The following is a 22,547-nucleotide window of genomic DNA, read 5'->3' as shown; positions in this document are numbered from 1 at the left end:
ACCTCACGGTATCAAGCGGTATCATGTGTTGCCGCACGCAACGCATGACGATTTTGCATACGAACCGGCACACCCTGCGCCGATTCTTTTTGTAAATGTCGGGCAACCAGATCACCCAAGGTGATATTCCCGAGAAAACTGGCGATACGCTCGCCCAATTCTTCCCACAAATCATGGGTCAGGCATTGCTGGCCTTCACCCTTGCAGCAGTTTTGTGGTTCTCCACCACATTGGGTTGTACTGATGGACTCATTAACCGCCTCGACAATCATGGTCAGGGGAATTTCCGAATCCGGCACAGCCAGCCGATAACCCCCACCAGGCCCACGTACACTTTCAATCAGCCCGAAGCGCCGCATACGTCCAAACAACTGCTCCAGATAAGCCACTGATATTTGCTGACGTTGGGAAACATCCGCTACCGTCACCACGCCGTCACTCTGGTGCAGAGCCAAATCCAGCATGGCTGTCACGGCATAGCGGCCTTTCGTCGTCAATTTCATATCAGATAACCTCTGCTGCACATCCTACTATCTGTACTAATTTAGTCAAGTATTCTGTTTTGAAGTTCCCTGTTCAGCAGAATCCGGCTCTGCTTCCAGAGAACAAGCGATTTCCTCGACCGGCATCAAGGCTTCACGCGGCTGTAATTGTTGCAATCCGGACCTGATCTGGGTGATTTCGGCATCCTGACGATGCATGTGTTCAAGCATGCATTCTATCGCTCGCGCTACCGGGTCAGGCATCTGCCCGGTCAGTCCATAGGCCTCAAAATTATCCGGGTGTTGTTCCCCTTTATTCACGATCCGGCCGGGAATCCCCACCACTGTCGCCCCTGCCGGAACCGATTTGACCACGACCGCATTGGAACCAACCCGGGCCTGATCGCCAACCATAATGGGTCCCAGCACTTTGGCCCCCGCGCCGACAATCACGCCATTACCCAATGTGGGATGACGCTTGCCCGGTTGCCAGGACGTTCCACCCAGGGTAACGCCATGATAAAGCGTACAATCGTCACCAATTTCTGCCGTCTCACCGATCACTACACCCATGCCATGATCAATAAAAAAGCGCTGCCCAATGCAGGCACCAGGATGAATTTCAATGCCCGTCCAAAAACGGGAAAAAGCCGCGAGACTGCGGGCCAGCAAGTGCCAGCGCCGTTTCCATAGCCCATGGGCAAGACGGTGCATAAACAGGGCATGCACACCGGGATAGGTCAGCAAAACCTCAAGACGATTGCGGGCGGCAGGATCACGGGCAAATACGGCATCCAGGTCAGCACGCCAATGACCAGCCATTCGTTATGTTCCTCCAGGTTTTACGCGCCCTTGTCAGCCCGCATTAAAGACTATCCCGACCCTTTTTGTCTACTATTCGTCGCCCAGCGCTGTATTTCGGTGAGAATGCCGCGCAGAATATTGACTTCATTAGCCGTAGGCCGGGCCCGATCATAAAGACGGCGCAATCGACGCATCATCCGGATGGCACGAATTTCCTGTAAAAAACCACTTTGCCGCAGAACCTGCTCCAGATGACCATAAAAACCTTCCATGTCCTCCATAGGCGCTGCCAGTTCTACGCTGGTTACAGCGGGATCAGGGTGCAGCTCCAGATTTGCCTGAAGAGTCGCCATGTGCAGTTCGTAAGCCAGAACCTGCACCGCCTGACCAAGATTCAGGGAATGATATAATTCCGCCGTGGGAATATTCACCAGAACCTGACAGTGATCCAGCTCCTCATTGCTGAGCCCCGTGCGCTCACGGCCAAAAACCAGCGCACAATTTCCGTCAGCAAGCTCCGTAACCATTTCCACAGCCGCCTCGCGGGCATCCAGCACGGGCCACTGAATGCGGCGATCCCGGGCACTGGTTCCATAGACCTTGCTGCAGCCCTGCAAGGCTGCAGCAAGGTCTTCTGAGACTTGCGCCCGTTCAAGAATATCCTCGGCACCTGATGCCAGTGCTGTCGCTTCAGGATGAGGAAAAAAACGAGGATTCACCAGGACCAGATGTTGCAGTCCCATCACTTTCATGGCGCGGGCAGTCGCGCCAATATTGCCCGGATGGCTGGTTTCCACCAGAACCACCCGCAGCCCCTCCAGAAATTTTGTACTCAAGCTATCTTACTCCTGATCACGCGCTGTTTAGTTTGATGCACAGCGCTATTCGTGCGGTCATTGCCGTTCTCCTTTATACTGGACCCAATTTGTTTTGCCATAGGGTTCCCATGCAGCATCCCATATTAGTTACCGCTATCCGTGCCGCCCGTAAAGCCGGCGACATCATCAATCGCAGTTTTGCCCGGGTCAATGAAATCACCATCACCAGCAAAGCGCACAATGACTTTGTGACCGACGTGGATCAACGCGCCGAGGCCGCCATTGTCGAAATCATCCGCCGCGCCTACCCGGATCATGGCATTCTGGCCGAAGAAGGCAACCGGATTCCTGACAAGGATTTTGAATGGATTATCGATCCTCTCGACGGCACCACCAATTTCATTCATGGCATGCCACAGCTCTGTGTTTCCATTGGCATTAAACATTTTGACCGACTGGAACATGCAGTTATTTACAATCCCATCCACGATGAGCTGTTTACCGCGACGCGCGGGGGCGGCGCCCATCTCAATGATCGCCGCCTGCGTATTGCCCAACGCAAAGATCTGGATGGCGCGCTTCTGGGTACCGGGTTTCCTTTTCGGGATTTTTCCTATCTGGATACCTATCTCGCCACCTTCAAGGCCTTCATGCTGAAAACTGCAGGCATTCGGCGCCCGGGTTCTGCCGCTCTGGATCTGGCTTATGTGGCTGCCGGCCGTTATGACGGATTCTGGGAATTCAACCTCAAACCCTGGGATCTGGCAGCGGGCGCACTGCTGGTTCAGGAGGCCGGAGGGGTCGCTACCGACTTTACGGGGGACCAGGGATTTCTGGAAAATGGCAACATCGTGGCGGGCAATCTGCGCGTACATGCGCAGATGCTCCACATCATCAGCCAGGAAATCAACAAGCCCAAGGTCTGAAAACCCGCAGCTCGGGCGCGGCGTTTTACTGTCCTGCCAGTGACTTTGATCCGGCCCAGTGCCGGGCAAACTGGCGGGCTACCCGCCCGCTGCGGGAGCCACGCTGCAGTGCCCAGCGCAGGGCTTCCTCCTGCCATTGCTCAGGATCCGCCGGCATATTCAGACGCCGCAAATGGATGGCACAAATATCCAGATACATGGTCTGATCAAAGGGATAAAAACCCAGCCACAATCCAAAACGCTCAGATAAACTGATTTTTTCCTCAGCTGTTTCGCCCGCAATAATCTCATCGCCATGACGGTGATATTCATCATTGTCGGAAAAATGCCGGGGCATGAGATGGCGCCTGTTACTGGTGGCATACAAAAGCACATTATCGGGCCGCGCCTCCACACCGCCATCGAGCAGTGATTTGAGGGCCTTATAGCCAGGATCGTCAGAACCAAAAGACAAATCATCACAAAACAGGGCAAAGTGATAATGTTGTTCGGGATCAGCAGCCTGCAGGGCAGCCAGTATTTCCGGCAAATCGAGAATGCCTTCCGCATCTATTTCAATCAGACGCAGGCCCTGATCCGCATAACGCCGCAGCAAGGCTTTGACCAGGGAAGACTTTCCCGTTCCCCTTCCGCCCCAGAGCAGGGCGTCATTGGCCGGGAATCCGGCCACAAACTGCCGGGTATTCAGTTCCAGGGCCGCCTTGGTTTCGTCAATACCCAACAACTCATCCATATCCGGCAAATCCACCCGACTGACGGCCTCCAGACGCCCACCCAGTGGCAAATGTCGCCAACGCGCAGCCTTGATGCTGGCGAAATCCGGCAAGGAATGATCACTGCTATCCCCCAGCAGCGCTGCTAAACTTTGAAGCAAATGCTGACGTTCCACTGTCCATAAACTCCTTTCTGTGATTAGATAGCTGCGTTCCACTCTATATTACTGCGTCCCGTCATGAAACTGCTTACCGACTTTCTGCCCATTATCCTCTTTTTTGTAGCGTATAAGATTCATGGTATTTATACGGCTACAGAAGTGCTGATTGTTGCCGCCATTGTGCTCATGGCCTGGCAGTGGTGGCGCCGTGGACGCATTGAGACAATGACCTGGGTCTCCACTCTGCTGATTCTGATTTTCGGTGGCCTGACTCTCTATTTTCATAATGATACCTTCATCAAGGTCAAACCCAGCATCCTCTATCTGCTTTTTGCCGGAGTCCTGTTGTTCACCCATTGGCGGGAACAGCCCCTGCTTGAACGCCTGATGGGTAGTCAACTGCCGGCTACTTTGCCGCAGTCTTTCTGGAAACGCCTCAATATCTACTGGATCACGTTTTTTATTTTTGGCGCGGTCCTGAATCTGGCGGTGGCCTACAGTTTTTCGACGGGTATCTGGGTAGACTTCAAGCTTTTCGGTATGCTCGGCATTACCATCATTTTTGTGCTGTTCCAGGCCGTGGTCATTTCCCGGGCACTTCCCCAGGAAATTAAAGACAGTGACTCGTGAACGCCGATGCTGGAAACACAGATACCGCTCATTCATTGACAGGACAAGCTTATGTATTACTGCATCATTGGCACCGATAATCCGAATTCCCTGAGCAAGCGCCAAAACGCCCGGGGAGATCATCTGGCGCGCCTGCATCAGTTGCAATCCGAAGGGCGACTGCTGACGGCTGGCCCTTTCCCGGCTGCCGATACGGAAGAACCCGGCGAAGCGGGATTTACCGGCAGCCTGATTATCGCCCGTTTTAATTCTCTGGAAGAAGCCCACGCCTGGGCGGCCGCCGAACCCTATCTCAGTGCTGGCGTCTACGCAGATGTCAGTGTTCGTCCCTACAAAGGAGTATTTTTACCATGAACAAGCAAGTGCTTGAACAACTCATTGAAGATGCCCTTCATCCCGAGCTTCTGGAAATCAGGGATCGTAGTGAGGCCCACAGTTCGCACGAACAGTCCGACGGTGGTGGTCACTACGAGCTACGCATTGTCTGCCATCAGTTCGAAGGTATGGCCCCGCTCGCCCGTCACCGGCTGGTCAACGCGGCAACAGAGTCAGTACGGGAAAAAATTCATGCCTTGGCCGTCAAAGCTTATACCCCCGAAGAATTTGCCGCGCTGAACAAACCCAAAACCCGGCGCCCGACCATCTCGCTGAATACCCAGTAACGTAGCGGACAGCCATCATTGCTGACTGACAATAACTGCTTTGCGTTCGATATTGCAGGAACAAAACATGCCTGCTGATAGTTTCGTCCGCAGTTTTCGCGAATCTTCCCCCTATATCCACCGCTTCAGGGGGCAGACTTTCGTCATCAATTTTGGAGGCGATGCCATTGCCGATGGCAGCATTCGCGGTCTGGTCCATGACATTGCCCTGCTCAACAGCCTGGGTATTAACGTGGTGCTGGTGCATGGTGCCGGGCCGCAAATCGATGTGGCTCTGCAGGTTCATGGCTTACAAACCCAGCGCGTCGATGGTAAGCGCATTACCAGCCCCGAAGCCATGCAGGTACTGCGGGAAGCGGTAGGCGGCGCACGTCTGGTGGTGGAAGCAGCATTATCCGAAGGACAAATGGGTTCGCCCATGGCGCATGCCGGCCTTCAGGTGGTCAGCGGTAATTTCATCATAGCGCAGCCGTTGGGTATTCTCGACGGGGTGGATTATCAAAGTACCGGGCAAGTACGGCGGGTGGCCAATGAGGCCATGGAACGGCATCTGGCCGCTGATGAAATTATCCTGCTTTCACCCATTGGCGTTTCTCCTACCGGAACCCTGTTCAATATCCGTGCTGAAGAAGTAGCCGTCGCTGCAGCCATTGCTTTGGGTGCGGCAAAACTGGTTTTTTACATGGACGAGGACGGCATTCTGGATGGAGATGGACAGCTCCTGCGGCAACTGACCTCTTCAGAAATCCCGGGCTTGCTGGAGCGTCAGGATATTTCGGCCGATGCCCGCGAGCATCTGCTGAGTGCCGGAGCAGCCTGTGCCCGAGGCGTAGAACGGGTTCATCTGATTTCCCGGCATGTGGATGGTGCCCTGCTCCGCGAACTGTTTACCCGCGATGGCCTGGGCACGCTGATATCCAGAGATTCCTTCGAGCATATGCGGATGGCCACTGTCGCCGACATTCCCGGCATTCTCGCTTTGATCCGGCCTCTGGAAGAAAAAGGGATTCTGGTGAAACGCAGTCGTGAGCGTCTGGAAATGGAAGCGGATCATTTTGTGGTGATGGAACGGGACGGCAAGATTATTGGCTGCGCGGCCGTGTATCCTTATCCCGATCAGGGCATGGCGGAGGTCGCCTGTCTGGCAGTGGACAACCGTTATCGTCGTCAGGGACGCGGTGAGCGGCTGATGGCGTTTTGTGAGAACTGGGCCAGAGAACGCCAATTGTCACAGATTTTTGTGTTGAGCACCCAAACTACCCACTGGTTTCTGGAGCGTAAATTCCGCCAGGGAAGCCTGGAGGAACTTCCTGTTCCACGGCAGCAACTCTATAATTTTCAACGGCGCAGTCAGGTTTTTTTTCAGATTCTCTGAGAAAACTGATTTAAGGCGTGGTCTCCTCCAGAACTTCTGGTTCGACTGCTTCCTCAGATTCCCGAGTCTCTGCAAAATGCAGTTCTTCGCTGCGATCCAGGTTCTGCCGTTCGGGTTGTTTGCTCATGCCGCCACTACGTCCATCATAGCGATTGACCACCGTACAGCGTCGGGCAATGAATCCGCCTTTTTCGGTTTCACTGGGCTCAATGTCAAATTCCAGAATAATATCCCGACTGGGGAGTTCGTCCGTATCCAGCTCGCGGGGCAAGTCGGAAATATGCACAAAAGCCGATTCGTAGGGAGAGTCCTCATGACGCGTGTCGGTCACCCAGAGTCGGGCGGAGATATTGGTCAAAAAACGAATAAAACCAAAACCACGCTCGGCTTCCCAACGAATACAAATACCGCGAATACGCGAGCCCATTTCTCCCCAAGGGACGCGCATATCGCCCCGGGTGGGGAGTAAACCCGGCACCAGATAGCCCGAATAAAAAGCGTCAGCCTCATGCTGCAATTCTCTGGAAACATTGCGGAATGCCAGCACTTCCACCCGGCAACCCTTATTTTGCAGCGCCCTGACTACCTGTAGAAAATCACCATCTCCGGTCACCAGCAGCAACTGATCCAGTCGTTCGGACTGCAGCATGACATCAACCGCCAGGTCGAGGTCGGCATTGGCTTTTGAAACCCGGTTACCTTCTTCATCCACAAACCAGCGCACGGGTTTTTCAATGATTTTCCAACCCAGATCACGAACCGCCTGTTGGTAACTGCGAATACCTTCCCGGTACTCACGGTCACTTTTCATGCGTTCCCCATCCACGGCCATATAAGTATTCAGGCGCAGCAGGCGCGCCTGATCTTCACGCGCGGCGAAACGCCTTAATACGTCATAACGCATGGCATAGCCACCGTTATAGCGCACATTTTCCGCATCTACATAAACGCCAATATGCAACTCACCATTACTCATGAATAATCAGGACTCCAGAATGGCGCCATTGGCCGCATTGGTAACCAGCTTGCGATAACGCCGCAACCAGGAAGACGACAAGGGTTTTTCAATGGGCACCCAATGGTTGCGCCGCTCGGCAAGCTCTTCATCACTCAAATCAACATGAATTTTGCCATTGTCCAGGTCCAGCGAGATGATATCACCGGCTTTCAGCAAACCAATCGGCCCGCCTTCAGCCGCTTCAGGAGAAATATGACCAATACAGGCACCACGAGTGGCCCCGCTGAAACGACCATCGGTAATCAGGGCCACGCTTTCACCCAACCCCATTCCCATGATGTTGGCGGTTGGCGTCAGCATTTCCGGCATACCTGGACCACCTTTAGGTCCTTCATAGCGGATAACCACCACATCGCCCGCCTGCACCTCGCCCGCCAGAATCCCTTCGGCTGCACTATCCATGCTTTCAAAAATTTTGGCAGGGCCTGAAAACCGGCGCATTTCCGGAATAACCGCACCGATTTTGACAATGCCGCCCTCGGGCGCGAGATTGCCGAAAACCACCCGCAGTCCCCCCGTTGGAGAAATAGGATTATCAGCCAGGCGAATGATTTTACTGTCCTTGACGCTCGCTTCCGAAACAATTTCACGGAGACTCTGGCCGCTGACCGTCGGCTTGTCCAGATGCAGTACATCGGGATTACGCTTGTGTACTTCATGGAGGATGGCGGGAATACCCCCTGCCCGGCCAATATCCTCAATATGCACGGTGGATAGTGCCGGCGAGACCTTTGCCAAATAAGCTACTTTCTGCGCCAGGTCATTGAGGCGGGAAAGCGGATACTGGATGCCTGCCTCGCGGGCAATGGCGAGGGTGTGCAAAACCGTATTGGTAGAACCGCCCATGGCCATATCCAGAATAAAAGCATTATCGATGGCATCAAAATCCACTAGCTGACGCATGGTCGGTCCACCCGCCAAGGCTAAAGCGACCACCCGGTCAGCCGCCTTACGCACCAGATCACGCCGCCCCGCCGCCGTCGCCAGAATCGTACCATTACCCGGCAACGCAATACCCAACACTTCCATGAGACAGTTCATGCTGTTGGCAGTAAACATGCCGGAACAGGAACCACAGGTCGGACAGGCCTTATCTTCAATTTCCTTGAGGCGGATTTCGGTGATCTGCCCGCGCTTGAACTGGCCAACCGCTTCAAATGCCGTCACCAAATCAATGGAAGTCCCATCAGAAAGTTTTCCGGCCTCCATCGGGCCACCAGACACGAACACTGTCGGCACATCGCAGCGCAGCGCGCCCATAATCATGCCCGGTACAATTTTGTCGCAGTTGGGAATACAGATCAGGGCATCCAGATGATGCGCCTGCACCACGGTTTCAATGGAGTCTGCAATCAACTCCCGGCTCGGCAAGGAATAACGCATGCCATCATGACCCATAATGATGCCGTCATCCACACCGATCGTATTGAATTCAAATGGAATACCGCCTGCGGCCCGAATATTTTCCTTGACGATGCGCCCGAACTCCTGCAAATGCACATGGCCGGGAATGATATCAATATAGGAATTCGCCACACCGATGAAGGGCTTATCCATGTCACTGTCCGTTACCCCGCAAGCCTTCAAGAGGGAACGATGAGGGGTCCGTTCAAAACCTTTTTTGATCATATCTGAGCGCATGTAAACCTCGTGCTGTATTCAGGAGGCCGACGTTTTTAACGCGGCCTGAAAGCGGAGCGACGGCCAGGAAACATTATGGCCGACCGTCTGGTTGGTCTGACGAGTATAGAACCAAGCGCCCGACAGGCCAAGCTGTCCCACCTCAGAAGTTCAGGTTTCAGCAGACTGAGCGGGTTGCAACCATTCCCGCCAGATGGCGAGCAGGACGGCGAGGATAACCGGCCCCAGAAATAATCCAAGCAGACCAAATGTCAGGATTCCGCCCAGCACACCAAATAGCACCAGCAAAAACGGGATATGCACCGCGCTGGAAATCACCAGTGGCCGGATCAGATTATCAATCCAGCTCACCACCAGAGCCCCCCAGAGTGCCAACCCCACACCCGCAGCAATTTGTCCATGAACCAGCAGCCAGATACTGGCAGCCCCCACACCAGGGGTGTACCAAATGGTAAAAAAGAAAATAACAGCGTTACGACGGCCAGCAGCACCGGGGCGGGCAATCCTGCTGCCCAATAGCCCAATCCCGCAAGGGCACCCTGGGCCAGGGCGGTCGCCAGAATTCCGTAAATGACGGCGCGGATGGTGCTGGCCACTGTTTGCAGATAGCTATCACCCCGCTGACCCAGCACCTGATGGACCATACGCCGCAGTTGATCAAGCAGTTCCAGTCCGTAGCGATAAAAGAAAAATGCCGTAATGAGGACCAGCATCAGCAGGGCCGCAAAGCGGCCAACCCCACCTGCCAGCATCCCGATGCGCCCCGCCCAGACGGACAAATCTAGAGACAAAGCCCCCGGCCGAAACTGCGCTTTCCAGGAAGGCGGTATTTGATCAAGCAAATTCTTTATCCAGCCGTTATGACTCCATTGAGTGCTTATCAGGGTATGGGCATCCAGCTGGCTGAGTTCTGTCAGCACATGATGCAATTCTGTGCCCAGAGTCATGCTAAGAAACAGAACAGGGAGAATGAAAATCAGCGCCAGCATGAATGTCGCCCCGCAAGCGGCCAGCAGGGGTGGCCAGTGACGGCGCAGAGGCGCAGACAAAGGCCAGATTGCATAAACCAGAATAGCGGCCCAGACAATGGCGGGCAGAAAAGGTGCGAGGATTTTCCAGACTAATGCAAAAAAAACAATCGCTGCGAGAAGTTGCCCGAGGGCAAGTCGCAATTCGCGAACCGTCAGATCCGCGAGGCGCATGCTTACCTAGAGCCGGGAAACGCCGCTTTCCCGCGCGGCTGCACTGACAGCACCCGCCACCCATTGCCGCAAACGCGGGTCGAGGGGCTTGGGAATGAAATATTCAGGCCCAAAGCTCAGTCCGTCAGTCCCTGAAAAACCATAGGCTTGTTGAACTTCTTCAGGAACGGGCTCCCGGGCCAAACGCGCCAGCGCATCGACAGCGGCCAGCAGCATTTCCTGATTAATCTGACTTGCGCGACAATCCAGGGCACCCCGAAATAAAAACGGAAAACCCAGGACATTATTCACCTGATTGGGCATATCCGAACGCCCGGTCGCCATGATGGCATCTGGACGCAAGCGTTTTACGGCAACGGGATCAATTTCCGGGTCAGGATTCGCCAGAGCAAATATCACCGGCTTTGCAGCCAGTCCGGACAAAGCCGCTTCGGGAATGGCACCACGTACCGAAACGCCGATGACCACATCGGCATCCGCCAGCATATCCATCAAGGTCCAGTGCGCAGGTGCTGTAGCAAAGGGCTGGTGCCAGTGAGTCAGGTCGCTGCGGCCTGCATGCAGCACGCCATGCACATCACTCAAATACACCGCCTCGACCCCAAGAGCGCGCAGCATTTTTGCAATGGCCAGCCCCGCCGCACCCGCTCCGACAATGGCCACTTTGACGCTCTTAAAGACCTTACCCTGCAATTCGAGTGCATTTTGCAAAGCAGCAGCCACAATAACGGCAGTACCATGCTGATCATCGTGAAGAACCGGAATATCGAGCATTTTTTGCAGGGCTTCTTCCACCTGAAAACACATGGGCGCCGCAATATCTTCCAGGTTGATGCCGCCGAAACCCGGGGCAATCGCCGCCACCACATCAATCAAGTGCTCCGCATCGCGGACCTGTACTTCAATATCAAAGGCATTGATGTCCGCAAAATGCTTGAAAAGCAAAGCCTTGCCTTCCATGACCGGCTTACCCGCCAGTGTCCCGACATTACCCAGTCCAAGAACCGCCGTACCATTGCTGACTACGGCAACCAGATTACCCTTGCCCGTATAGTCGTAGGCTTTTTCCGGATCAGCAGCAATTTCCCGTACGGGTGCCGCTACGCCAGGGGTATAGGCAAGAGACAAATCATCCGGGCTTTTGCAGGGTTTGCAGGGTATGACTGCAAGTTTACCGGCAGGACTTTGGGCGTGGTAATCCAGCGCCCGCCGTCGCAATTCTGCCTGGGCTTCAGTCTGTTCCATGGATACTTACTGACCGCCGCCGTAACGCTTGCGGAACTTCTCAACCTGACCAGCAGCAGAAACATTGCGCTGCTTGCCGGTATAAAAAGGATGGCATTCGGAACAAAGATCAATGTGAAGATCACGATTGGCCGTAGAACGGGTTTTAAACACATTTCCACAACTGCAGGTCACAGTGATTTCTTCGTACTTGGGATGAATTTCGGATTTCATAGTTGAGCTACTCTCGGGCCTGAATACAAAGTGGCGAATTATAGGGATAGAGGGGGCAAACGTCCAGCCAATCCTCAGCGATTCATGGAATCAAAAAATTCCGCATTGTTTTTGGTGGCTCGCACCTTGTCGAGCAGAAACTCCATGGACTCCAAAGAATCCATAGGTGCCAGCAACTTGCGCAATACCCACATTTTGCTGAGCAAATCAGCAGGTACCAGCAATTCTTCCCGACGGGTTCCGGATTTGTTGAGATTGATGGCCGGATAAGTGCGCTTCTCGGCCAGACGGCGATCCAGATGGACTTCCATATTACCAGTGCCCTTGAACTCCTCAAAAATCACTTCGTCCATTTTCGAACCGGTTTCCACCAAAGCCGTAGCGATAATGGTCAGACTACCACCCTCTTCAATATTTCGGGCGGCGCCAAAAAAGCGTTTGGGCTTCTGCAGGGCATTGGCATCAACACCACCCGTCAACACCTTGCCGGAAGATGGAACAACCGTATTGAAGGCCCTGGCCAAGCGTGTAATGGAATCGAGCAGAATTACCACATCGTGCTTGTGCTCTACCAGTCGCTTGGCTTTTTCAAGAACAATTTCAGCAACCTGGGTATGCCGGGTTGCGGGCTCATCAAAAGTTGAGGAAACCACCTCGCCTTTCACCGAGCGTTGCATATCGGTCACTTCTTCCGGGCGTTCATCAATCAGCAGCACAATCAAATAGCATTCAGGATGATTGGCAGTAATAGCGTGGGCAATTTGCTGGAGTAATACGGTTTTACCGGTTTTGGGGGGCGCCACAATCAAACCACGCTGCCCCTTACCAATGGGCGAAACCAGGTCAATAATGCGTGGCGCCACTTCACCGTAAGCCACAGCATCATATTCCAGACGCAAAGGTTCATCGGGAAACAGGGGGGTCAAATCATCAAAATTGACCTTGTTGCGGGTCGCTTCAGGCGATTCAAAATTAATGCTCTCCACTTTAAGGAGGGCAAAATAACGCTCACCTTCCTTGGGGGGGCGAATTTGCCCGGACACCGTATCACCCGTCTGCAGGTGAAAACGACGGATTTGCGAAGGAGAAACATAAATATCATCAGGTCCAGCCATGTATGATCCGGAAGCTGCACGCAGAAAACCAAAGCCATCCTGCAAAATTTCCAGTACGCCCTCGCCATAAATAGCATCGCCATTACGGGCATGCGCCTTCAGGATATTGAAAATGATTTCCTGCTTTTTCTGACGAGCGGTACCGTCCAACCCCATTTCCTGACAGATAACGGCCAACTCAGCAGCTGTTTTCCTTTTTAAATCTGTCAGGTTCATGGCTGTAGCGCCAGGATTTGGCATCAGCAGAGTCTCTTCTTCTTCAAGAAGAATATCTTCATTGGGAAAAGACTTGGGTGTACGGGGTGATTTACGGCGGGGACGTGGTGTATTCAAAGTTGGCTATCCAGAAATGCCGTCAGCTGGGCTTTACTCAAGGCTCCGACTTTCGTTGCTTCCAGTTTTCCATTTTTGAACAGCAACAAGGTGGGAATACCACGGATACCGTACTGAGGGGGGGTATTGGGATTTTCGTCGATATTGAATTTGGCAATTTGTAATTTATCAGCATATTCAACGGCAACTTCTTCAAGAATGGGTGCAATCATTTTGCAGGGGCCGCACCACTCAGCCCAAAAATCAACCAGAACCGGCTTGGAACATTGCAGTACATCGGTTTCGAAACTGTCATCAGACACATACGTAATAGCATCGCTCATGGGAGATAGCTCCTCTGTCTCAGATTGTTACAGCGCTTTGGGTGGAGGTCATTTAGTGTTTTTCATATGGGATAATCCCAAACTCTAGGCACCGGACGGCGCTGGCAGGTTTGATCTTCTTTCAAATTGAAGGTGTGTGAAAGAATAGCACGATATAAACGGTATGCAAGTAGCAAGTTTCTGGACATCTGCATTACAAAGGATTGTAATCAGCAATACTGCAGTAGAATCAAGTTATGGTCAAGCCATAGCCATGAATTGCCATCAAAATTCATATCCCGATTACCGACACTTTTCCGCAGACTAGCAAAAAAGGAGCAATATCATGTTTGGATTTGGAGAAAAACCCCAGGAACAGCAAAACGCCACTTGCCCATGCTGTCAGACACCCATGCAGGATATGGGAGCGCATGGCATTCGTATGGGGGGCTTAACGGGTCTGGGTGGCGCCGCTTTTGGCATGATCGCCGGGCAGATGGCCGACGATGGTGAAGAGGCCTTCGAGAAAAAGCTGAAGGTTCAGGTCTTTGTCTGCCCACAGTGTAGTGAAATGTCATTCAAGTATCATGGCGGGCTTTAGTGCCTCTTTATGTTGAACCCCATGCTGGATCTGCACCGATTGTGCAGCTTATACAATCGGCCCATCACGCAGTCAGCGTCGGGGTCTATCATCTCTCTGACCGCCCTATTCTCCAGGCATTGAAAGCCGCCCATGCGCGCGGTGTGGATGTGCGAGTGATTATCGAGGTAACCCTTACGACATGAAGCCGCGCTAATCGGGAAATGGGATTATTGCTGAATGGCCGACCGGTAACCGAGCTGCAGGCGCAATTTAATCGGGATTGGGCCTGGGCTGATGATGCAGATCACCAATCTCCGGGTGAATCGCTGGAGCCATTGTGGATGCGTGGGCGCGGATGAAAGCATAACAAGCTGTGATTTTACTTCCAGCACCACCATGCCACTACCAAGATGGCAGCGCTACTCAATGTTATGGCGCCACTGATCAAAAGAAGTCTGAGTAATGCCCGAGCTTCGGCATAATGCGAATCTTCGCTCATAATATATCTGCTGCTTTCCAGGTTGAACCCATTGGCACTATTGGTAGAAAAAAAGGTGGATATCTATCGTCCAGTAGACAATTTATGGCGGCTTCCGTTCAATGAAGAATTCGGCACTGGGGCTTTGATTTGCCTGTTTGCCAGTTGCAGCACCATATCAATGCGCCGAACACAAACAAGGAGGCTTGATCATGCACTACTCACCTTGTTACAAAACGATCTACAAAGCGCGGGAAGCGGCCAACCGGTTGCTGCTACGGTATCGCCAGACCGAAAACCCAAAGTAAGACAAAAAGAAAGACGCGGTCAAACTGGAAAAATTAAAGCCCCTCAAAATCAGGGGCCTATTAGCAATGTGTGGCGGAGAGAGAGGGATTCGAACCCTCGATGGAGTGTTTAGCCCCATACTCCCTTAGCAGGGGAGCGCCTTCAGCCGCTCGGCCATCTCTCCGGTAGGCGGATAATACCCTGTTGTCTGGTCTGAGGTCAAAGTCTACAGACAAACGAATTTTCCCGGATTTTGAGCGTCTGACAACTATTCCACTAGCTTGTGGTAACTTATTTGTCCCTGACAATGGAGAAAATTCCAGTGACCGCACTTCTGGTCTTGAAGGATTTAGCCAAACGACTCCCCGGCAATAATGACAAATGGTTGTTCCGTGAAGCTAATTTGGAGGTGAGTTCGGGAGATTTTGTGGCCATCATGGGAGAAAGCGGCGTCGGCAAGAGCACCCTTCTGCACATTATCGCTGGCCTGGAACGACCGGATGGCGGACAAATGCATTTTCGGAATCAGGCACTCAACACCATGGATGATGACAGCCGCACCCTGCTCCGCCGCCGTCATATGGGTTTTGTGTTTCAGGCTTTTCACCTGATTCCGCAATTGAATGTTACTGAAAATATCGCGCTGCCCTGGCGTCTCAATGGTCTGCCACGCAAGGACCTTCCCCGGCGTATTCAGCACCTTGCCGAACAGTTGGGTATTGACGGAAGGCTGCAGGCCTGGCCCAGGGAGCTTTCCGGAGGCGAAATGCAAAGAGTCGCCGTTGCCCGGGCGATTGTGCATCGTCCTTCCATGATTCTGGCTGATGAACCAACAGGCAGTCTGGATGCAGAATCCGCCGAATCGGTCATGAATTTGCTCTACACCGCGCTGGAAGCGGAAGGGCCGGCCGTACTGCTGGTCACCCATTCTGAGGCCGCAGCCAACCAGGCACAGCGCAAACTGCACTTTGATGCCCAGGGATTTCACCCCCTGTGATGATGCGTATTCCCTGGCGGGCTGCAGTCTGGCGCCCCCTGCGACAACGTCCGGGTGCTACCGTTCTGGCCATGATCGGCATTGCCTTGGGGGTGGCTTTGGGATTGGCCATTGCGCTCATCAATGTGCAGGCGGTCAGTGATTTTTCGGCGGGGCTTCGCCATATGGCGGGTCAGGCAGATCTGACCCTCAGCGCTCCGGGTCCTGGTTTTAATAACGCCTGGTATGCACGTCTGAGCATGGCACCCAACGTAGCGGTAGCGGCGCCCGAAATCCATTTGCAGGCGCCCCTCATTCAACCCGCACAACAACAGCCCCTTCAGATTCTGGGAATCGATGCCTTTCAGGCCGCCAGGATGGGGCAACCCCTGATCCCCCTGAATCTGCGCAGCCCGCTGGCCCTGCTGGACCCGCTGAATATTACCCTGAGTTCCCCGGCTATGCAGAAGTTGAATGTTCACACAGGCGATTTCATTACCGTCAATGCGGACGGAATACCGCGCCGCCTCAGGGTGATCGGCACCCTTCCTGATGTTCCGGGCGTAGGAGTAATGGGTGTCATGGATATTGCTGCGGTGCAATGGTTATGGGGCCGTGGACATGAAATCAATCAGGTCGATTTGCGCCTGCAACCCGGAATCAGCAATCAGGCTTTTGAAAAGCAGTGGCGGCCACTACTGCCCCCCGGAGCGGTTCTCGAAAGTCCCGCCCAGCAGGGTCGGGTAGCGGCAGATGCTTCAAGAGCCTATCGCGTCAATCTGCTGGTACTCTCTCTGGTGGCGTTATTTACCGGGGCGTTTCTGGTGTATGCCACCCTCGCCATGGGGGTCGTGCGCCAGCGCCAGCAACTGGCGCTTTTGCGGGTAATGGGTTTGCGTCGGCGCGAAATCATTATGGCGGTCATGCTGCAGGGCGTAGTGCTCGGTGTGCCCGGTGCACTTCTCGGATTACCACTGGGGGTTATGACCGCCGGATTGGCGCTGGTGCATCTTGGCGGAGATTTGGGCGCAGGATATTTCAGTAGCGCTGCCCTGCAATTACATTGGCATCCCTTACTCATGAGTATATTTTTTGCAGCTGGAATGGGCGCCGCACTGATAGGCGCCTTTTTACCCGCATGGGAAACCAGTCGCGCCATTCCGGCCCAGGCTCTGCGTGCCGGCGCAGAAGAACAAAGTCATCTCCATCGCCAACATCCACGCATCGGCTTTCTGCTGTTGATTATGGCGCTGGCAGGGGCCATGGCCCCTGCCATTCATGGCATTCCCTATCTGGCTTATGGCGCTATTGCCTGTCTGCTGTTTGCCCTGCTCTTCCTGCTGGCTCCATTGCTGCGCCTTATCGTCCAGTTAATCCCCTTACCTGAAAGCAGTCTCTGGCGCCTGGCCCTGCTGCAATTACGGGGCGCTCCGGGGCGTGCTGCGCAAAGCCTGGCCGCCGTCGTGGTAGCCTTCAGTCTGGTGGTAGCCATGGCCATTATGGTCGGCTCGTTTCGTGATTCAGTGGCCAACTGGCTTGGTGACATCCTGCGGGCTGATTTGTATGTGCAGGCGGGAAGCAATCAGGACGCATTACTCGCTTCCGGAACCGCACAATCCCTGTGCACGCTTCCAGATGTTCGCCATTGTTCACCGTTGCGCCGCATTCCATTGAATTTATTACCGGGTCATCCTCCCATCATGTTGCTGGCGCGCGGTATGAACCTGCAAGACCCCGGTCGGGAACTGCAAATACTCCGGTCTGTTCCTCTTCATACGCTGAAAGCACCGCCCGTATGGATTTCGGATATTCTGGCTGGCATCAGTGCCTGGCATCCAGGCCAGAACATCCGGATTCCTCTGGGCGGACAGCTTCGGACCGTCAGCATTGCCGGTATTTATCGCGACTACGCCTATCAGCAAGGATCCATTTCCATCCCGTTACAGGAATATCAACAGTGGTCCCATGATAAAGGCATCAATGGCGTAGCACTCTGGTTACAACCGCATGTGCCAGTCTCTGCCGCGCTCGTGCAGTTGCATCAAAGCATCGCGAAAAGTCGGCAACTGCTGATTGCCACACCCCGGGAAATTCGCCACCGTAGTCTGCAGATTTTCAATCAGAGTTTTGCCGCAACTTATGCGCTGGAAGCCGTAGCCATGATTATTGGCCTGCTTGGAGTAAGCAGTGGCTTTGGTGCGCAGACCCTGATGCGCCGCAACGAATTTGCCATGCTCCGGCATCTGGGGCTGCGCCATCGTGACCTGCTGGCCCTGCTTTTTGCCGAGGGCAGTATGCTTTCATTCGCCGGTATTATCATCGGTGGCAGCCTGGGCATTGCCATCAGCGTGATTTTGATTGCAGTGGTCAATCCGCAATCTTTTCACTGGCACATGGGTTTTCAGCCACCCTGGTTATTATTGGGAATACTCAGCATGATTTTATGGATAGCAAGCACAAGCACCATGATCCTTGCGGGACATCGCGCCCTGCGCAACAGCCCGGCGGTGTTACGTGATGACTAAGCGACGGTACCCTGCAACATGCTGGGGCCTGGTCAGCTTATGGGGGCTTTGGGTCGTGATCCTGCTGATCGGTTTACGCAGTACTTCAGTAGCTGCAGCGATCCTGCCAGCCCATGTACTCCCCCTGCAAAGCCCGCCCCACATTGCGGTGTCTGCACAAAATCCTCTGCATTTCCCCAATGCCTACGGCAGTCACCCTGATTTCCCTATCGAATGGTGGTATATCACCGGCTGGCTCAAGGACCGTTCAGGACATCCTTTGGGTTTTCAGTTGACATTTTTTCGCGTACGCCCCGCCAAGGTCTGGGAAAATCCCAGTGCATTCAATGCGCGTCAGCTGATATTTGCCGAAGCCGCCATCAGCGATCCAGCCATCGGGCACTTACTGACTGCACAACATATCGCCCGCTCCGGCCTGGGTTTGGCGGGCGCGGATCAAAACCATACCCGGGTCTGGATTCGTCACTGGTTTCTGCAACAAACCTCATCCGGCTATCGTGCAGTCATTCAGGGTAAAAACATGGGCTATCGGCTTCATTTTCAGATAACCCAAGCGCCCCTGCTGGAAGGCCCCAAAGGCATCAGCCAAAAGGGTCCTGATCCCAAAAATGCCAGTTATTATTACAGTATTCCGCATCTGCTGGTCAGTGGTGACGTAACCATCAAAGGACATGGTCAGGCTGTTCATGGCGAGGCCTGGCTCGATCATGAATGGTCTGCTGCATACTTGCCGAAAGCTGCCGTAGGCTGGGACTGGCTAGGACTGAACCTGCACAATGGCGCTGCGCTCATGCTGTTCATGATGCGCCGTGCCGATGGTAGTCCGCTTTGGCTGTCGGCCACCGAACGCAGCGCAGATGGTCAGGTGCACTATTTCCACGCCGGGCAGATTCATATGCAGGCCACGGGCTGGTGGAAATCCAGCCAGACGGGCATCCGTTATCCAGCACGTTGGCAGATTCACGTCGGTGAACAGAAATTTTCCATTATGCCCCTGATGGACAACCAGGAATTTGATGCCAGCCACAGCAGCGGCACCATTTACTGGGAAGGGGCGGTGCGTGCCACCAATCAAGGGAAAACTCTGGGTAAGGGCTATCTGGAAATGACCGGCTACGGTGGCCGTCTGGCCCTCGGAGCATCCTCTGTTTCAGCCAATACAAAAGCCATACGACCCTATCGAACCATGCAAAAGAAAATTCCTTTCCTGCAAAAAAGTGGCCGATAAGGCCTTCCGTTGCTACACTGAAAGCATGCCAAATTCCATTCCGCATCTACTCCTGCAAGAACAATTTCTGAACCGTTTTAATGGGCGTACCCTCATCGTCCATCGCGGTTTTCCTGATCAATATTTCAAGGAACTGCTGGAACAGCCTGGTGGCGGCGGGCATTTCCGGATAGATGTGCGGATTCCTCCCGGCACGCCGCCGACACCCATTGAATGGGTTGTTCATCATCACGTCATCCCTCTGGGTTTACCCATGCCGCTGCTGGTCAAGGTCGATCCGGACCATCTGTATTTACGCCACTTGCTGCATGGCAAGCATGCCGGGCATCCCAGCGAGATTCTCTGGATGCTGGATGCCATCCGTGAGCGTTATCACATGCGTCTGGAGCGCCAGCAGGGCTATTACCAGCCCGTGCCGGGGATGCCCGCAGAAGAAAATGACATTGACTATGACTTCAACAATGACTGATTCCCTGGATGATGCCGCCCTAATGCGTTACTCCCGACAGATTCTTCTGCCGGAAATTGACCTCGAAGGACAAAAACGCCTGCAGCTAAGCCGGGTACTGATCATCGGCATGGGTGGACTGGGTTGTCCGGCATCGCAGTATCTGGCTGCGGCAGGAATTGGACAACTGACCCTTTGCGATGGGGACGTTGTAGAAATCAGTAATCTGCAACGTCAGATTCTTTATACCGAAGCGGACCTGGGACGGCCCAAGGCCAGCGCTGCCCGTGAACGACTGCTGGCCATGAATCCCCATATCCGGGTGAGTGCCTGGACCGAAAACGCCAGCAGTGAATCGCTGGGCAGCGCCCTGGAAACCCATGATCTGGTTCTGGATTGCAGCGACAATTTTCACAGCCGCCACGCCATCAACCGCGCCTGCCGCGAGGCCCGCACAGCGCTGGTCAGTGCCGCTGCCATTCGCTGGGAGGGTCAGCTCAGCGTGTTTGATTTCCGCGACCCGAACAGCGCCTGTTATGCTTGCCTGTATCCAGAACAGGGCGAAGAAAATGGCGAAGATACCTGCTCCCGCAACGGGGTGCTGGGGCCATTACTGGGCATTCTCGGCAGCATGCAGGCCGTTGAGGCTATTCGTCTGCTCAGCGGTCACAACTCCCCACTGAGCGGACAACTCCTGCTGATCGACGCCCGCCACTGGCAATGGCGTCAGGTACAATTGCGCCGCGACCCAGCCTGTGGGGTTTGCGGCGGGGTCTGCGCATGAACCCTTTGATTTTACCCCGCACTCTGGCCAACGCCCTGCTCGGTGATCTGCAGTCTGGCGCTGGACAAGGGCTGGTCGGCGCTTTGCAAGAACGCCCCTGCTCCGTTTACCCGGTCAGTGCCGAACAGCGCGGCATGGCGCTGGATCTGCTGACCAGCCGGGGCGAAACGCTTTTTGCCTGCTATGCGGCGGCTCCGCAGGAGCCTTACAGCACTTTGCCCGAAAAGCCTCTGAGCCCCTTTGATCCACCCTACCAAATCCGTCTGGCAACCGACATCCGTGGGGTGATCGTCTTGCGCGCCTATGCCCGGAAAGCCGGACAAGGCTGGCAGGAAAAAATCATCGAGCTGGAAAATGACTGAGGACAATGGATTTTCAGTCATGTCCTTCAATATTCAGGTGGGTATTGGCTCTCATCGTGCCCGTCACATGCTGCTCCATGGCTGGAAATATGTAATGCCGCACGGCCAGAGCCTGCGCAATCTGGAACGCATTGCCGAAATTCTTTCAGAAGCGGATGTTGTCGGCCTGAATGAAGTAGATGCCGGCTCGTTTCGCAGCCAGTATGTGAATCAGGCCGGTTTTTTGGCAGAACGGGCGCACTTTCCTTACTGGGCGCAGCAACGCACCCGTGATTTTGGCGAGCTGGCCCAGCACAGTAACAGCGTACTCTCGCGCTGGCCCATTGCCCGCAGTGAACCGCATACTCTGCCGAGTTTCATGAAAGGTCGGGGCATGCTGGAAACCAGCACCGAAATCAATGGTCAGCCTCTGACTGTCGTCATCACCCATCTGGGTCTCAGTCGTCACGCCCGTTTCAGTCAAATCCGCGATCTCGCGCAACGTCTGCGCCAGCGCCGCCACCTCATTCTCATGGGCGACCTCAACTGCACAGCCCGCTCCCCGGAAATCCGCCTGCTCCTGGCCGAAAGCGGACTACAGGCGCCTCCCTGGAACCCGCCTACCTTTCCGAGCTGGTCTCCGCGCTTTTCCTTTGACCACATTTTCTGTAGCCCGGACCTGGAATTTACCGAAATTGAAAGTATTGGCGAACCCCTGTCCGATCATCTGGCCCTCAAGGCGCGACTGCGCTGGAACTCGAAGCCAGAGGCAAATGTAAAGACCCGGTCACCGTAAAAGGAATCCGGCTGTCAAAAGGTCCTGTTACCAGATAACCCTTGACGGCATAGGGCAGGCCCTTCTGACTGTCGACACTGCCCAGTTCACCCAACACGGGTAACAAATTACCCGTAACCGGGATGGAAACCACGCTACTTCCATACGCCGGAACCTGCACGGGCTTATTCAGCAGGCCATAAGCCACCTGCCGGTCTTGCACCAACAAACGCGCCTCCCCAGCCTTGGCGCGCAAGGCGCTGCTGTTGGGATTGCTGATTTTCAGGTCCAGAATAAAAGTCTGCGACACAAAACCTACCGACTGGGGATGAATGCTTTCCAGTTGCACATGCGGCGAATGGGCCGGAAAAGCACTGCAAGCCGTCAACGGCAAAGCGGCCATCATCAGCAAAGGCCAACGCCAAAAACTTTGGGAGAAGCCAGCACTTCGTGTAACAATACCCATCAGTCCACTCCAGCA

25 protein-coding genes, 1 tRNA gene and 1 pseudogene are annotated in these 22,547 nt (G+C 54.2%); 14 read left to right on the top strand and 13 right to left on the bottom strand.

Going from position 1 to position 22,547, the window contains the following annotated elements; all coding sequences use genetic code 11:
* Window positions 1-11: 11 nt before the first annotated feature.
* From H7F11_RS04135 to H7F11_RS04125, 3 genes are read right to left on the bottom strand one after another with little or no spacing between them, the layout of a single operon-like run.
* Window positions 12-503 carry an Rrf2 family transcriptional regulator gene (locus tag H7F11_RS04135; protein WP_193649932.1) on the bottom strand — a complete coding sequence of 164 codons (492 nt, stop codon included), beginning with the start codon at window positions 501-503 and terminating at the stop codon, window positions 12-14.
* 45 nt (window positions 504-548) lie between these two features.
* Entirely contained in the window at window positions 549-1,304 is a 756-nt protein-coding gene (cysE, locus tag H7F11_RS04130) for a serine O-acetyltransferase (protein ID WP_193649931.1), read from the bottom strand.
* A gap of 50 nt (window positions 1,305-1,354) precedes the next feature.
* On the bottom strand, window positions 1,355-2,122 hold the full coding sequence (locus H7F11_RS04125) for an RNA methyltransferase (RefSeq protein ID WP_193649930.1): 768 nt from the start codon (window positions 2,120-2,122) through the stop codon (window positions 1,355-1,357).
* 110 nt (window positions 2,123-2,232) lie between these two features.
* Between H7F11_RS04125 and H7F11_RS04120 the strand changes: the two genes are divergently transcribed.
* Complete coding sequence (locus tag H7F11_RS04120; protein ID WP_065974519.1) at window positions 2,233-3,030, top strand: inositol monophosphatase family protein; 798 nt, start codon at window positions 2,233-2,235, stop codon at window positions 3,028-3,030.
* A gap of 25 nt (window positions 3,031-3,055) precedes the next feature.
* Here the strand turns inward: H7F11_RS04120 and H7F11_RS04115 are convergent, their stop codons facing one another.
* Window positions 3,056-3,919, bottom strand: coding sequence for an ATP-binding protein (locus H7F11_RS04115; protein WP_193649929.1), 864 nt, complete (start codon window positions 3,917-3,919; stop codon window positions 3,056-3,058).
* Window positions 3,920-3,982: 63 nt separating this feature from the next.
* On the opposite strand from H7F11_RS04115, the gene H7F11_RS04110 reads away from it, so the two are divergent.
* The 4 genes from H7F11_RS04110 (at window position 3,983) to argA (ending at window position 6,571) form a co-directional block, all read left to right on the top strand.
* A complete protein-coding gene (locus H7F11_RS04110) occupies window positions 3,983-4,534 on the top strand; it encodes a septation protein A (RefSeq protein WP_193649928.1) in 552 nt (183 codons plus the stop codon).
* Window positions 4,535-4,585: 51 nt separating this feature from the next.
* Window positions 4,586-4,888: a YciI family protein gene (locus H7F11_RS04105; RefSeq protein ID WP_024893514.1), complete on the top strand. Its 303-nt coding sequence runs from the start codon at window positions 4,586-4,588 to the stop codon at window positions 4,886-4,888.
* A complete protein-coding gene (locus H7F11_RS04100) occupies window positions 4,885-5,196 on the top strand; it encodes a BolA family protein (RefSeq protein WP_193649927.1) in 312 nt (103 codons plus the stop codon). Before H7F11_RS04105 ends, H7F11_RS04100 begins: the two co-directional genes overlap by 4 nt.
* A 67-nt stretch (window positions 5,197-5,263) precedes the next feature.
* A complete protein-coding gene (argA, locus tag H7F11_RS04095) occupies window positions 5,264-6,571 on the top strand; it encodes an amino-acid N-acetyltransferase (RefSeq protein ID WP_193649926.1) in 1,308 nt (435 codons plus the stop codon).
* 10 nt (window positions 6,572-6,581) lie between these two features.
* Here the strand turns inward: argA and H7F11_RS04090 are convergent, their stop codons facing one another.
* The 7 genes and pseudogenes from H7F11_RS04090 to trxA all read right to left on the bottom strand — a co-directional run bounded on the left by H7F11_RS04090 (window position 6,582) and on the right by trxA (window position 13,661).
* Window positions 6,582-7,547: an NYN domain-containing protein gene (locus H7F11_RS04090; protein WP_193649925.1), complete on the bottom strand. Its 966-nt coding sequence runs from the start codon at window positions 7,545-7,547 to the stop codon at window positions 6,582-6,584.
* A 6-nt stretch (window positions 7,548-7,553) separates the two neighbouring features.
* On the bottom strand, window positions 7,554-9,230 hold the full coding sequence (gene ilvD / locus H7F11_RS04085) for a dihydroxy-acid dehydratase (protein ID WP_193649924.1): 1,677 nt from the start codon (window positions 9,228-9,230) through the stop codon (window positions 7,554-7,556).
* A gap of 150 nt (window positions 9,231-9,380) precedes the next feature.
* A pseudogene (locus H7F11_RS04080) lies at window positions 9,381-10,432 on the bottom strand (AI-2E family transporter).
* Between the two features lie 6 nt (window positions 10,433-10,438).
* Complete coding sequence (locus H7F11_RS04075; protein ID WP_193649923.1) at window positions 10,439-11,677, bottom strand: malic enzyme-like NAD(P)-binding protein; 1,239 nt, start codon at window positions 11,675-11,677, stop codon at window positions 10,439-10,441.
* A gap of 6 nt (window positions 11,678-11,683) precedes the next feature.
* Entirely contained in the window at window positions 11,684-11,890 is a 207-nt protein-coding gene (gene rpmE / locus H7F11_RS04070) for a 50S ribosomal protein L31 (RefSeq protein ID WP_010639220.1), read from the bottom strand.
* 74 nt (window positions 11,891-11,964) lie between these two features.
* Entirely contained in the window at window positions 11,965-13,221 is a 1,257-nt protein-coding gene (gene rho, locus H7F11_RS04065; RefSeq protein ID WP_010639222.1) for a transcription termination factor Rho, read from the bottom strand.
* Between the two features lie 113 nt (window positions 13,222-13,334).
* Window positions 13,335-13,661 carry a thioredoxin TrxA gene (gene trxA / locus H7F11_RS04060; RefSeq protein ID WP_010639224.1) on the bottom strand — a complete coding sequence of 109 codons (327 nt, stop codon included), beginning with the start codon at window positions 13,659-13,661 and terminating at the stop codon, window positions 13,335-13,337.
* Between the two features lie 325 nt (window positions 13,662-13,986).
* On the opposite strand from trxA, the gene H7F11_RS04055 reads away from it, so the two are divergent.
* The gene (locus H7F11_RS04055; RefSeq protein ID WP_193649922.1) at window positions 13,987-14,241 is read left to right on the top strand and encodes a hypothetical protein; all 255 of its coding nucleotides are present in this window, start codon (window positions 13,987-13,989) and stop codon (window positions 14,239-14,241) included.
* The gene (locus H7F11_RS17085; protein WP_319803336.1) at window positions 14,241-14,426 is read left to right on the top strand and encodes a phospholipase D-like domain-containing protein; all 186 of its coding nucleotides are present in this window, start codon (window positions 14,241-14,243) and stop codon (window positions 14,424-14,426) included. Before H7F11_RS04055 ends, H7F11_RS17085 begins: the two co-directional genes overlap by 1 nt.
* Window positions 14,427-15,080: 654 nt before the next feature.
* On the opposite strand, the gene H7F11_RS04045 is transcribed toward H7F11_RS17085, so the two are convergent.
* Window positions 15,081-15,173 (bottom strand) — tRNA-Ser (locus tag H7F11_RS04045).
* A 138-nt stretch (window positions 15,174-15,311) separates the two neighbouring features.
* Here H7F11_RS04045 and H7F11_RS04040 point away from each other — a divergent pair.
* From H7F11_RS04040 to H7F11_RS04010, 7 genes are read left to right on the top strand one after another with little or no spacing between them, the layout of a single operon-like run.
* Window positions 15,312-15,986 (top strand): ABC transporter ATP-binding protein, encoded by a 675-nt coding sequence (locus H7F11_RS04040; protein ID WP_193649921.1) that lies wholly within the window; start codon window positions 15,312-15,314, stop codon window positions 15,984-15,986.
* Complete coding sequence (locus H7F11_RS04035; RefSeq protein WP_193649920.1) at window positions 15,986-18,490, top strand: ABC transporter permease; 2,505 nt, start codon at window positions 15,986-15,988, stop codon at window positions 18,488-18,490. Before H7F11_RS04040 ends, H7F11_RS04035 begins: the two co-directional genes overlap by 1 nt.
* The gene (locus H7F11_RS04030; protein ID WP_227485234.1) at window positions 18,483-19,718 is read left to right on the top strand and encodes a lipocalin-like domain-containing protein; all 1,236 of its coding nucleotides are present in this window, start codon (window positions 18,483-18,485) and stop codon (window positions 19,716-19,718) included. The genes H7F11_RS04035 and H7F11_RS04030 overlap by 8 nt, the downstream gene beginning before the upstream one ends.
* A 25-nt stretch (window positions 19,719-19,743) precedes the next feature.
* Window positions 19,744-20,187: a hypothetical protein gene (locus tag H7F11_RS04025; RefSeq protein WP_193649919.1), complete on the top strand. Its 444-nt coding sequence runs from the start codon at window positions 19,744-19,746 to the stop codon at window positions 20,185-20,187.
* A complete protein-coding gene (locus H7F11_RS04020) occupies window positions 20,180-20,950 on the top strand; it encodes a HesA/MoeB/ThiF family protein (protein ID WP_193649918.1) in 771 nt (256 codons plus the stop codon). The genes H7F11_RS04025 and H7F11_RS04020 overlap by 8 nt, the downstream gene beginning before the upstream one ends.
* Window positions 20,947-21,312 carry a hypothetical protein gene (locus H7F11_RS04015; RefSeq protein ID WP_193649917.1) on the top strand — a complete coding sequence of 122 codons (366 nt, stop codon included), beginning with the start codon at window positions 20,947-20,949 and terminating at the stop codon, window positions 21,310-21,312. The genes H7F11_RS04020 and H7F11_RS04015 overlap by 4 nt, the downstream gene beginning before the upstream one ends.
* Complete coding sequence (locus H7F11_RS04010; protein WP_193649916.1) at window positions 21,305-22,087, top strand: endonuclease/exonuclease/phosphatase family protein; 783 nt, start codon at window positions 21,305-21,307, stop codon at window positions 22,085-22,087. Before H7F11_RS04015 ends, H7F11_RS04010 begins: the two co-directional genes overlap by 8 nt.
* On the opposite strand, the gene H7F11_RS04005 is transcribed toward H7F11_RS04010, so the two are convergent.
* Complete coding sequence (locus H7F11_RS04005; RefSeq protein ID WP_193649915.1) at window positions 22,026-22,532, bottom strand: LEA type 2 family protein; 507 nt, start codon at window positions 22,530-22,532, stop codon at window positions 22,026-22,028. The two genes, H7F11_RS04010 and H7F11_RS04005, sit on opposite strands and share 62 nt — an antisense overlap.
* Window positions 22,533-22,547 lie beyond the last annotated feature (15 nt).

Origin of the sequence: Acidithiobacillus sp. HP-2 (assembly GCF_015100155.1) — a bacterium.
Classification (GTDB): Bacteria; Pseudomonadota; Gammaproteobacteria; order Acidithiobacillales; family Acidithiobacillaceae; genus Acidithiobacillus.
This window is presented reverse-complemented; position numbering and strand designations above follow the sequence as displayed.